At 70.6% G+C, this 11,309-nt stretch carries 10 protein-coding genes; 7 read left to right on the forward strand and 3 right to left on the reverse strand.

Translation table 11 applies throughout. The features are described from left to right. Window positions 1-74 precede the first annotated feature (74 nt). The 3 genes from NON19_RS09260 to NON19_RS09270 all read left to right on the forward strand — a co-directional run bounded on the left by NON19_RS09260 (window position 75) and on the right by NON19_RS09270 (window position 2,767). On the forward strand, window positions 75-1,052 hold the full coding sequence (locus tag NON19_RS09260; protein ID WP_255926198.1) for an NAD(P)H-quinone oxidoreductase: 978 nt from the start codon (window positions 75-77) through the stop codon (window positions 1,050-1,052). A gap of 352 nt (window positions 1,053-1,404) precedes the next feature. After that, window positions 1,405-2,127, forward strand: a complete 723-nt coding sequence (locus NON19_RS09265) for a hypothetical protein (protein WP_255926199.1) — start codon at window positions 1,405-1,407, stop codon at window positions 2,125-2,127. 82 nt (window positions 2,128-2,209) lie between these two features. Beyond that, window positions 2,210-2,767 carry a bacterial proteasome activator family protein gene (locus NON19_RS09270; protein WP_303653483.1) on the forward strand — a complete coding sequence of 186 codons (558 nt, stop codon included), beginning with the start codon at window positions 2,210-2,212 and terminating at the stop codon, window positions 2,765-2,767. Window positions 2,768-2,941: 174 nt separating this feature from the next. On the opposite strand, the gene NON19_RS09275 is transcribed toward NON19_RS09270, so the two are convergent. Continuing rightward, window positions 2,942-4,588, reverse strand: coding sequence for a protein kinase domain-containing protein (locus tag NON19_RS09275; protein WP_255926200.1), 1,647 nt, complete (start codon window positions 4,586-4,588; stop codon window positions 2,942-2,944). A gap of 351 nt (window positions 4,589-4,939) precedes the next feature. Here NON19_RS09275 and NON19_RS09280 point away from each other — a divergent pair, with 351 nt between their 5' ends. After that, window positions 4,940-6,622 (forward strand): protein kinase domain-containing protein, encoded by a 1,683-nt coding sequence (locus tag NON19_RS09280; protein WP_255926201.1) that lies wholly within the window; start codon window positions 4,940-4,942, stop codon window positions 6,620-6,622. A 20-nt stretch (window positions 6,623-6,642) separates the two neighbouring features. Here the strand turns inward: NON19_RS09280 and NON19_RS09285 are convergent, their stop codons facing one another. Continuing rightward, the gene (locus tag NON19_RS09285; protein WP_255926202.1) at window positions 6,643-7,713 is read right to left on the reverse strand and encodes a phosphotransferase; all 1,071 of its coding nucleotides are present in this window, start codon (window positions 7,711-7,713) and stop codon (window positions 6,643-6,645) included. Window positions 7,714-7,907: 194 nt separating this feature from the next. Then, entirely contained in the window at window positions 7,908-8,585 is a 678-nt protein-coding gene (locus NON19_RS09290) for a response regulator (RefSeq protein WP_255926203.1), read from the reverse strand. Between the two features lie 308 nt (window positions 8,586-8,893). Between NON19_RS09290 and pdhA the strand changes: the two genes are divergently transcribed. The 3 genes from pdhA to NON19_RS09305 all read left to right on the forward strand — a co-directional run. Further along, on the forward strand, window positions 8,894-10,042 hold the full coding sequence (gene pdhA, locus NON19_RS09295; protein WP_255926204.1) for a pyruvate dehydrogenase (acetyl-transferring) E1 component subunit alpha: 1,149 nt from the start codon (window positions 8,894-8,896) through the stop codon (window positions 10,040-10,042). Then, window positions 10,039-11,022: an alpha-ketoacid dehydrogenase subunit beta gene (locus NON19_RS09300; RefSeq protein ID WP_255926205.1), complete on the forward strand. Its 984-nt coding sequence runs from the start codon at window positions 10,039-10,041 to the stop codon at window positions 11,020-11,022. Before pdhA ends, NON19_RS09300 begins: the two co-directional genes overlap by 4 nt. Before the next feature lie 57 nt (window positions 11,023-11,079). Next, a partial coding sequence (locus NON19_RS09305) for a biotin/lipoyl-containing protein (RefSeq protein ID WP_303653524.1) occupies window positions 11,080-11,309 on the forward strand: 230 nt, incomplete at its 3' end.

An 11,309-nucleotide genomic window follows, 5' to 3' on the forward strand; every position in this document is an offset into this window, starting at 1 on the left:
GGCGGTGCCCACGGTCACTGATGCGGTGCCCACGGTCACTGATGTGACGGGACGGGCGGAGTAGCCTCGCGGCCATGTACGCGATCACGATTCCCGAACCCGGCGGCCCAGAGGCCCTGGTGTGGACCGAGGTCCCCGATCCCGAACTCGGCGAGGGCGAGGTGCTGGTCGACGTGGCGGCCAGCGCCGTCAACCGCGCCGATGTGCTGCAGCGCCAGGGCTACTACGATCCGCCGCCCGGCGCTTCGCCCTACCCGGGTCTGGAGTGCGCCGGACGGATCTCGGCGCTCGGCCCCGGCGTCTCCGGCTGGTCGGTGGGCGACGAGGTGTGCGCGCTGCTCGCGGGCGGCGGCTACGCGCAGAAGGTTGCCGTACCAGCGGGCCAACTGCTGCCCGTACCCAAGGGCGTTGACCTCGCGCACGCGGCGGCGCTGCCCGAGGTGGCCGCGACCGTGTGGTCCAACGTCTTCATGGTCGCCCATCTGCGGCCGGGTGAGACGCTGTTGGTGCACGGCGGTGCCAGCGGCATCGGCACCATGGCGATCCAACTCGCCAAGGCGGTCGGCGCCCGGGTCGCGGTCACCGCCTCCGGTGGGCGCAAGCTGGACCACTGCGCCGAGTTGGGCGCCGACGTGCTGATCGACTACCGCGAGCAGGACTTCGTGGTCGAGGTGCGCAAGGCGACGGACGGCGCGGGCGCCGACGTCATCCTCGACATCATGGGCGCCAAGTACCTGAGCCGTAACGTGGACGCGCTGGCGGTCAACGGCCGCCTCGCCATCATCGGCCTACAGGGCGGCGCGAAGGCCGAGTTGGACCTCGGCAAGCTGCTGGCCAAGCGGGCCGCGGTGATGGCCACGACGCTGCGCGCCCGACCGCTCGCCGAGAAGGCGTCGATCATCGCGGCGGTGCGCGAACACGTCTGGCCGCTCATCGAGAGCGGCCGGGTCAAGCCGGTCGTGGACCGCACGATCGCGATGCGTGAGGTGGCCGAGGCGCACCGGGTGGTCGAGGCGAGCGAGCACGTGGGCAAGGTGGTACTGGTCGCCTGAGCGGCGGGCTTGGGGCGGGGCGGTCCGTCCGCTCCGCTCCGGATCTGTCCGGCGGATTGCGGGGCGCGCGGACGCGATGGCGGGGCGTGCGGCCCGATGGCGGGTGGCGCGGACGCGATGGCGGGTGGCGCGGACGCGATGGCGGCACGACCGCAGGGGCGCGTCATCGTGGCCCCCGCCGTCACGGCTGAGCTATTTGGGGGCGAGTCCCGCGAAGTCCCGGCATCCGCCGGGCAGGCCTTAGCCCGAGATGCCGGGTTTGTCGCGCTGTGTAACGCTGAAGGCACTCCAGTGAGTCGGCCGTGGAAGGCGGAGGTGCCGTGCCGTGACGCCAGCAGCCCGAACCCGGTGCGTGCCCGGAAGAGCCGCGGGCCTCACCGTCGCCGCCTCCGCCCTGCTGACGTCGTTCGTGCTGCACGCCCCGCCCGCCGCCGCGCACGGCCCGCACGGCACACGGCACACCGCCCGGCCCGCCGCGTCACGCACCCCGCACCGGCTTCCCACAGCCCGCCCCGAGCCCGGTGACCGGGCCGCGCGACCGCCGACGCACAGGCACCCGGGCCGCCGCACCCCGCCCGCGACTCCCCTGGCGAAGCTGGCACCGCACCCTGGCGCCACCCGCCGTGACCCCGTCCCCACCGGCAGGCCGCGGCCGGAGCGGATATCCCAGCCGCCCCACCACCCCCGGCCCACCGAGCGGCCGGTGGACGCCGAGGACGCCGTACCGCCCGACCCGTGGCAGGACCTCGACCGGCGTCCGGAAGACCGGCGTCCGGAAGACCAGCGTCTGGAAGACCAGCGTCCGGATCAGGACGACCAATTTCAGGCCGACGAGGAACGTCCGTACCGCACCGGGACCGTGGCACCGCCCGCCCAGCCGTCCCAGCCCACGGCGCCGCCTGCTCCCGCGTCCGCCGTCCCCAGCGTCTCCGCCACCGGCACCGCCGACCTCAGCGCCGCTTCGGCCGCCCGTCGCTCCGTCGGTCCGGCGCTCAACATCCTGCGGCTCGGCACCGGCCTCACCCTGACCGGCCTCGGGCTCGGCTTCATGGCGCTGCGACTGCGCCGACGCTGAAAGCCGCCGCCGCGTGGCAGGTTGATCACGGATGTGCCGGGGCACACCCATGGGTGAGCCAGGTGTGCGAGAGAATGGCGGCATGGAGATGCCGATGAACGAACGGTCGCAGCAGGACACCCCGCACGTGCTGGTCGTCGGCCCGGACGGAATGGCCCTGGGCGGCGGCCAGAACGGTCAGGAGAGCGAGTCCCACGAGACTCCGGTCACCGAGATGGTCGAGCAGCCCGCGAAGGTCATGCGTATCGGCAGCATGATCAAGCAGCTGCTTGAGGAAGTGCGGGCGGCACCTCTGGACGAGGCGAGTCGGCAGCGCCTCAAGGAGATCCACCACAGCTCGATCAAGGAACTGGAAGACGGCCTGGCGCCGGAGCTCGTCGAGGAACTGGAGCGGCTCTCGCTCCCGTTCACCGAGGAGAGTGTGCCGAGCGAGGCCGAACTGCGCATCGCCCAGGCTCAGTTGGTGGGCTGGCTGGAGGGGCTGTTCCACGGCATCCAGACCACGCTGTTCGCCCAGCAGATGGCGGCACGGGCGCAGTTGGAGCAGATGCGGCGCGCCCTTCCGCCCGGCCTCGTCTCGGGGCACGAGGACGAGGAGGGCGGCCATCCGGGCGCCACGCGCTCCGGCCCGTACCTGTGATCCGGCGGGGATGAAACGGTCCCGGCACACTCGGTGTGCCGGGACCTTCTCGTCGGGGGCGCGGCGCTTGACCGGCGCCCGCGCGTCAGGCGGCAGCGCGCACCAACGGGCGCCCGCCCCTCAGGGGCGCCGCACATTAAGTGGCGCCCCGGCCCTCAAACCCGTCTTCGCGCCTCAGCCGCTGCTCTTGCCCGTCGACACGATCAGCGTGATGACGTCCGTCTTCGGGTTGAACTCGTTGTACTTGTCCGGGGATTCGCTCATCACGATGCCCTTGCCCCAGACGTTCTCGTCCTCGTGCTGGAGCTTGTACTTCCAACCGGCCGCGTCCATGCAGGCCTTGACCGAGTCGATGTACTTGAAGGTCAGGTCGGGCATGATGATCTTGCCGCCGTTGTCGGTGAAGCCACCGGACGCCTGGGTGCAGGTGCTGGGGTCGACCGTGCGGCTCGGGTCGCCCATCTTGATGTCGCCGTTGCCGCCGTTGCCGCCATTGCCGCCCTGGTCGGTGGGCGAATCGGTGTGCTGCGTCACGGTGTTGGTGTTGTCGCCGCTGTGCTGCTTGGTCTTTTCGCTCATCGACACGATCACCGTGATCAGCACCACGCCGATCACCGCGGCGACCCCGACGAAGATCAGCAACGGCTTCCAGTTGCCGCCGCTCTTGCGCGGCGCGGGCGGCGGGGTGCGGTACGCGGGTGTCGTCGGACGCGTCGTGGGCGGCGGGGTCTGGTAGCCGGTGGGGCTGTACGGCTGCTGCTGGTACTGGTTGGGCGGCGGGGTCGGCGGCCCGTAGTTCATCTGCGGCGTGGGCGCCTGCTGGTACGGCGAGGGCGTGTGCGGGTCGCCGGTGGCGTTGGGGAAGACCGCGAAGGCGTCCGGCTGGGCGGTGGGCTGGTGGGCCTTCGGCCCCTCGCTGATCACCAGCGGCGTGGCGATGCCCTTGGCGGCCGCGGCGACCCGCTCGCACTCGTCCTGCATCGCCTCCGCGGTCGGGAAGCGGTCCGCAGGGTTCTTCCGCAGCGCCCGCGCCACCAGCGCGTCCACCGCGGGCGGCAGCGACTGGTTGATCGACGAGGGGGCGGGCGGCTCCTCCTGCACGTGCTGGTAGGCCACCGACAGCGGGGAGTCGCCGTCGAACGGCAGCCGCCCGGTCAGCAGCTCGAACAGCATGCAGCCGACCGAGTACAGGTCGGAGCGCGCGTCCACACCGCGACCCAGCGCCTGTTCAGGGGACAGGTACTGCGGGGTGCCGACCACCATGCCGGTCTGTGTCATGGACGTGACGCCGGACTGGAGCGCCCGCGCGATGCCGAAGTCCATCACCTTGACCACGCCGCGCTTGGTCAGCATGACGTTGCCCGGCTTGATGTCCCGGTGCACCAGGCCCATCTCATGGCTGACCGCGAGCGCGGCCAGCACATCACCGGTGATCTTCAGTGCCTTCTCGGTCGGCATCGCGCCGTGCTGTGCCACGTCCTCGTCGAGGATCTGCCGCAGCGGCTTGCCGTCCACCAGCTCCATCACGATGTACGGGATGGAGCGGCCGTCTATCTCGTCCTCGCCGGAGTCGAAGACCGAGACGATGTTGGTGTGGTTGAGCTTGGCGACCGACTGCGCCTCGCGGCGGAAGCGCTCGCGGAAGGACGCCTCTCGGCCGAGTTCGCTGTGCAGGGTCTTGATCGCGACCGGGCGTTCCAGCACAGTGTCATAGCCGAAGTGGACGGATGCCATTCCGCCCTCGCCGAGCAGGCTGCGCAACTCGTACCGGCCGCCGCCGACCGTAGTGCCCGAGAAGTCGCCCCGTGCGTCCCCGCTCATCTAACCGCTTCCCCCTCGGCGCACGGGAGCCGTACGCACAAGACACCGATCTTCAGCTTGCTTGATCCTGCCCGCCAAGTCTGCCGGAGTCGGTTGACGCGTCAAGTTGCTTGACCGTTCCGTCACCGGATGCCCAGGAAACCGTTCCCGAACTGTGAACAACGTGTTCATCGCGCCTGTGAGCAGTCTGTGCCCAATACGGTTTGTGCAGGTGAGAGCGGTACGGGCGGTCTTGTCCCGAGTGACGCGTCCCATGGTTCACCGGGAAGGCGGTAGCGTTCATCTTCGGACCCCCTGGGTCCGGCGGAGTATGCAGCACCTGTACGAGGCGATGAGCGACGGCGAGGACTGATGGACCAGACGCAGCCCTCGGGCGACCCCGAGGAGTCCTCGGCCCTCGGTGCCGAGGCGTACGACACACCGGAGCTGTGGGGCGCGAACGGGTTCATGGGTGACGGCCGGTACCGGCTCACCCGGCGCCTGGGGCGCGGCGGCATGGCCGAGGTCTTCGCGGCGGAGGACGTACGGCTGGGCCGTACGGTGGCGGTGAAGCTGCTGCGCAGCGACCTCGCGGAGGACCCGGTCTCCAAGGCCCGGTTCACCCGCGAGGCCCAGTCGGTCGCCGGGCTCAACCACCACGCGGTGGTCGCGGTGTACGACTCCGGCGAGGACCGGGTCGGCAACAACGTCGTCCCGTACATCGTCATGGAGCTGTGCGAGGGCCGCACCATCCGTGACCTGCTGATCAACTCCGAGGCACCGCCGGTCGACCAGGCTTTGATCATCGTCTCCGGGGTGCTGGAGGCGCTCGCCTACAGCCATCAGCACGGCATCGTGCACCGCGACATCAAGCCCGCGAACGTGATCATCACCAACACGGGCGCGGTCAAGGTGATGGACTTCGGCATCGCCCGGGCGCTGCACGGCGCGTCGACCACCATGACGCAGACCGGCATGGTCATGGGCACGCCGCAGTACCTGTCACCTGAACAGGCGCTGGGCAAGGCCGTCGACCACCGCTCCGACCTGTACGCGACCGGCTGCCTGCTCTACGAACTGCTGACGCTGCGCCCGCCGTTCACCGGCGAGACCCCGCTGTCGGTGGTCTACCAGCACGTCCAGGACGATCCGCGGATCCCCTCGGACGTCAACGACCGGGTGCCGCCGGAGCTGGACGGCATGGTGCTGCGCGCGCTCGCCAAGAACCCCGACGACCGGTTCCAGAGCGCCGAGGAGATGCACGGCCTGGTGCAGTACGCCCTGCGCATGCTGCATGAACAGGGCGGCTGGACCGGCGCCTGGGACACCGGCTACGTCGACCACTCGGCCTCCGCGGCGTCCGCCGCCGGTACCGCGGCCACCACGGTGCTGCCGCACGCCCAGGCCGGGCACACCGCCGAGTTGGGCCCGCCGCTGCTGATGGGCCCGCCCGGCGGCGAGGGCACCGGCGGTTACGGCGACGGCGGCCACGGCAACGGCGGCCGGGACGGCCGTGGCGGCGGTGGCCACCGCGGGCGCAACACCGTGCTGCTGGTGCTGGCCGCCATCCTGGCGATCAGCCTGGGCGTCGTCTTCGCGGTCAGCATGAGCCACGGCAGCGGCAAGGGCGGTACGGCCAACGAGCACAGCCCCGCGCCGAGCGTGTCGCAGAGCGCCAGCCCGAGCGACTCGCCCAGCGACAGCAGCTCGCCCAGCGACCAGCCCAGCGTGGACACCAGCAGCGGCCAGGGCGGCGACAACTCCACGGGCGAGCCGAGCTATCCGACGCACAGCCGTGAGCCCAGCTCTCAGCCGCCGTCCTCGGAGCCGCCCTCCTCGCCGCCGCCGTCCTCGCCGGGGACGTCCGAGGGCACCACGAACCAGGGCACCTCGCAGGGCGGCACCAACAGCGGCACGACCAGCGGCACCGGAGGCAACAGCGGTACGTCGTCCGGTAACACCACCGGTACGTCGCAGGGCTCCACAGACGGTCAGACCAGCGGTACCAGCAAGGGCACCACCAGCCAGGGGGGCACCATCCAGGGCATCGGGTGAGCCCCGCCCGCTGACGCCGCTCAGCCGGTGAACGCCGCGAGTACGGCCTCGTACTCGCGGGTCCACCACACCGCGAGCCCGGCCGCGGCCGGGAACAGCGGGTCGGCGCGGAAGTCGTGCCGCTGGTAGCGCCAGCGCAACATCCAGAAGTCGTTGAGCCGCTCCCACCACACCCGGTGCACCGCCGCCGCCAGCTCGGCCACCGGCACCCCGGCGGCCGAGCGGTAGGCGCGGGCGTACTCACGCACCTTGGCCAGCTCCAGGGTGCCGTCGCAGTCCCGGACGAAGAAGATCACCGCGGCCCGTACCGCCTCCTCCGCGCGCGGCTGGACGCCGAGCCGGTCCCAGTCGACGATCGCGGCCGGTTCCGCCCCTTGGTAGAGCAGGTTGAGCGGGTGGAAGTCGCCGTGCACCCAGCCGGTGACCCGGGTGGTGGCGTCGGCGGGACGGCGGTGGGCGTGCCGCTCCAGCAGTGCCCGGCGCTCCAGGAGGCGGTGTTCGGCCAGTTCGTCGAAGGCGTCGCGGGGCCGCCGCTCGCGGGCCAGCCGGAGCAGTTCGTCGATGAGCGCGTAGGTGTCCTCGGGCACCGCGGAGGAGTGCGCGGCCGGGTGGGCGGCCAGCGCGTCGTCGGGCAGCACCCGGGCCAGCGTGGTGTGCACCAGGCCGAGCAGCGAGCCCAGGTGGCGGCACTGCCGCTCGGTCAGCTCGGTGCCCGCCCGGTGCCGTCCCTCCACCCAGGGGTACAGCGCGTACGGGCGGCCGCCGATGACCGCCACCGTGCGGCCCTCTGCGTCGGCCAGCGGCGCCGCGACCGGCAGCCCGAGGGCGCCGAGCCGCAGTGTGGCGCGGTGCTGGCGGGCGATGGTGGCGGGGTGGGCGGTGTCCCGGTCGGTGCCCCGATCCGGATCGTGCAGATAGTGCTTGAGGAAGAACCGGCCGCGGGTGGTGGCGAGCTGGTACCCCCGGTTGAGCAGCCCCTGCGCCACCGGCTCGCAGGACAGCGGCGTCCCGGCACCGTCGTAGCGGCGGAGCAGCGCTCCCAGCGTGTGGTCGGTGGGCGGCGGCGCCGTCGCCGGACTAGGAGGGGGCACCCGGCGAATGGTAGATCACCGCAGCTCACGTGGCGTATCCGCGCAACCACTCACGAGGGACGGCCGAAGCCGGGCGGATGGCCCAATGCGCAGGTGACAGGGGTTGTCGCGGCGATTTCCTACGTTCCCCGAACGATACAACTGCGCGCAGCCGTGCTCACCTGAGTTATGACGGATGAGCTATGACGGGTGAGTTATGACGGATCGGTTCCGTCCTGCCGGTCCCCGGTCCGCATGCGGGCCACGAACGCGGCCGCCTGGGTGCGGCGTTCCATGCCGAGTTTGGCGAGCAGCGAGGAGACGTAGTTCTTCACGGTCTTCTCGGCCAGGTGCAGCCGCTCGCCGATCTGCCGGTTGGTGAGGCCCTCGCCGATCAGGTCCAGGATCCTGCGCTCCCGTTCGGTGAGGTTCTCCAGCCGCGCGTCGCCCTTGCCGTCACCGCCCCGCAGCCGCTCCAGCACCCGGGCGGTGGCCACCGGGTCCAGCAGCGACCGGCCGGCCGCCACGTCCCGTACCGCCGAGAGCAGATCGGTGCCGCGGATCGCCTTGAGGACGTAACCGGCGGCCCCCGCCATGATCGCGTCGAAGAGCGCCTCGTCGTCCGCGTACGAGGTGAGCATCAGGCACTTGATGTCTGGATGCGCCGAGCGCACCTCGCGGCACACCTCGACCCCGCTGCCGTCCGGCAGCCGCACGTCGAGCACCGCGACATCCGGCCGGGTGGCCGGGACGCGGGCCAGCGCGTCCGCGGCGGTGCCCGCCTCGCCCACCACCTCGATGTCGTCGTCTACGGAGAGCAACTCATGGACACCACGGCGTACCACTTCGTGGTCGTCAACCAGGAATACCGTGATTTTTCCTCCATCAGGCACCAAACCAGCCTCGCACACAATTGGATCCGCTGACCTCTTACGCAGTTTCGATCCGCGAGATAGCGTGCCGTTGTCCCGGTGGCCTGCCGGAATGCCGAGTTACTAGGAAATCCAAGCAAAACCGCAGGTAGATGCCCCTTCGCGCATTTGCGGGAGTTGTGGGTAACGTGCTTTTTGCAGGCCGTCAGCCGGGGCAGAAGTCACTCCTGGCACGGCCCGCCGCACACACCCCGTGCGCCGCGCCGAGTCGGGTGAGCCCGCACTGGCTCCCGGCGGACCCCGGGGGCCGGACAGACGGAGGAGCAGACGTGAGCGTGAAGAGCACTGCCGCGCGCAGCAGCCGCGGCGGCGCGAAGCGTCGAGGGGGAGCCGGGCGCAAGCCCGAACTCGTACAGCTTCTGACCCCCGAAGGTGAACGCGTCGAACACAGCGAGTACTCCATCGACCTGACCCCGGAAGAACTGCGCGGTCTGTACCGCGACATGGTGTTCACCCGGCGCTTCGACGGCGAGGCGGTCACCCTGCAGCGCCAGGGCGAGCTGGGTCTTTGGGCGTCGCTGTTGGGTCAGGAGGCCGCCCAGATCGGTTCCGGGCGGGCCACCCGCCCGGACGACTACGTCTTCCCCACCTACCGGGAGCACGGTGTCGCCTGGACCCGTGGCGTTGACCCGCTGAACCTGCTCGGCATGTTCCGCGGGGTCAACAACGGCGGCTGGGACCCCAACCAGAACAACTTCCACCTCTACACGATCGTCATCGGCTCGCAGGCCCTGCACGCCACCGGTTACGCGATGGGCGCGGCCAAGGACGGTTCGGACTCCGCGGTCATCGCCTATTTCGGTGATGGCGCCTCCAGCCAGGGTGACGTTGCCGAGGCGTTCACCTTCGCGGCGGTCTACAACGCTCCGGTGGTGTTCTTCTGCCAGAACAACCAGTGGGCGATCTCCGAGCCCACCGAACGGCAGAGCCGGGTGCCGATCTACCAGCGCTCCGCCGGATTCGGCTTCCCGGGCGTGCGGGTGGACGGCAACGACGTGCTCGCGGTGCTCGCGGTGACCCGGGCGGCGCTGGAGCACGCGCGCTCCGGCGAGGGGCCGATGCTGGTCGAGGCGTTCACCTACCGGATGGGCGCGCACACCACCTCCGACGACGCCACCCGCTACCGGCTGGACGAGGAGACCGCCGAGTGGGCGGCCAAGGACCCGATCGCCCGGCTGAAGACCTACCTGGCCAACGAGGGCCTCGCGGACGAGGCGTTCTTCGCCGAGGTCGAGGCGGAATCCGACGCGCTCGCCAAGCGGGTCCGCGAGGGGGTACGCGCCATGCCGAACCCCGACCCGATGGCGATCTTCGACAACATCTACGCGGACGGGCATGCGCTGGTGGACGAGGAGCGCGCACAATTCGCCGCATACCAGGCCCAGTTCGAGGGTTCCGAGGAAGGGGCTGCGCGATGACGGCGCCGAAGTCCATGACGATCGCCAAGGCGATCAACGAATCGCTGCGCACCTCCCTGGAGACCGACCCCAAGGTCCTGGTCATGGGCGAGGACGTGGGCAAGCTCGGCGGTGTCTTCCGGATCACCGACGGGCTGCAGAAGGACTTCGGCGAGGACCGGGTGATCGACACCCCGCTCGCCGAGTCGGGCATCATCGGCACCGCGATCGGCCTCGCGCTGCGCGGCTACCGTCCGGTCGCCGAGATCCAGTTCGACGGTTTCGTCTTCCCCGCGTACGACCAGATCGTCACCCAGCTGGCGAAGATGCACGCCCGCGCGCTCGGCAAGGTGAAGCTGCCGGTCGTCATTCGCATTCCCTACGGCGGTGGCATCGGCGCGGTGGAGCACCACAGTGAGTCGCCGGAGGCGCTGTTCGCGCATGTCGCGGGCCTGAAGGTGGTCTCACCGGCGACGCCGTCGGACGCGTACTGGATGATGCGGCAGGCCATCGAGTGCGACGACCCGGTCATCTTCTTCGAGCCCAAGCGGCGCTACTGGGACAAGGGCGAGGTGGACACCTCCGCCGTGCCCGCGCCGCTGCACCGCGCCCGGGTGGTCCGTGAGGGCACCGACCTGACGCTGGCCGCCTACGGTCCGATGGTGAAGACCTGCCTTGAGGCCGCCTCGGCGGCCGAAGAGGAGGGCCGTAGCCTGGAGGTGGTGGATCTGCGGTCGATGTCACCGATCGACTTCGACACCCTGCAGGCGTCGGTGGAGAAGACCCGGCGGCTGGTGGTGGTGCACGAGGCACCGGTCTTCCTGGGCACGGGCGCCGAGATCGCGGCCCGGATCACCGAGCGCTGCTTCTTCCACCTTGAGGCGCCGGTGCTTCGCGTGGGCGGTTTCCACGCGCCGTACCCGCCCGCCAGGTTGGAGGAGGACTACCTGCCCAACCTGGACCGGGTGCTCGACTCCGTCGACCGCGCGCTGGCCTTCTGAGAGCCGAGGAGAGCAGTGACCGTGACTGAGTCCGCGCAGCGCTTCCGCGAGTTCAAGATGCCCGACGTGGGCGAGGGACTCACCGAGGCCGAAATCCTCAAGTGGTACGTGGTCGTTGGGGACACCGTCTCCGACGGACAGGTCGTCTGTGAGGTGGAGACGGCCAAGGCAGCCGTCGAACTGCCCATCCCCTTCGACGGGGTGGTGTCCGAGCTCCGCTTCGACGAGGGCGCGACGGTGGACGTGGGCACCCCCATCATCACCGTCGACACCGACCCGGGCGCCCC

The sequence above is a fragment of the Streptantibioticus rubrisoli genome (assembly GCF_024436055.1).
In the GTDB taxonomy this organism is placed as follows: domain Bacteria; phylum Actinomycetota; class Actinomycetes; order Streptomycetales; family Streptomycetaceae; genus Streptantibioticus_A; species Streptantibioticus_A rubrisoli.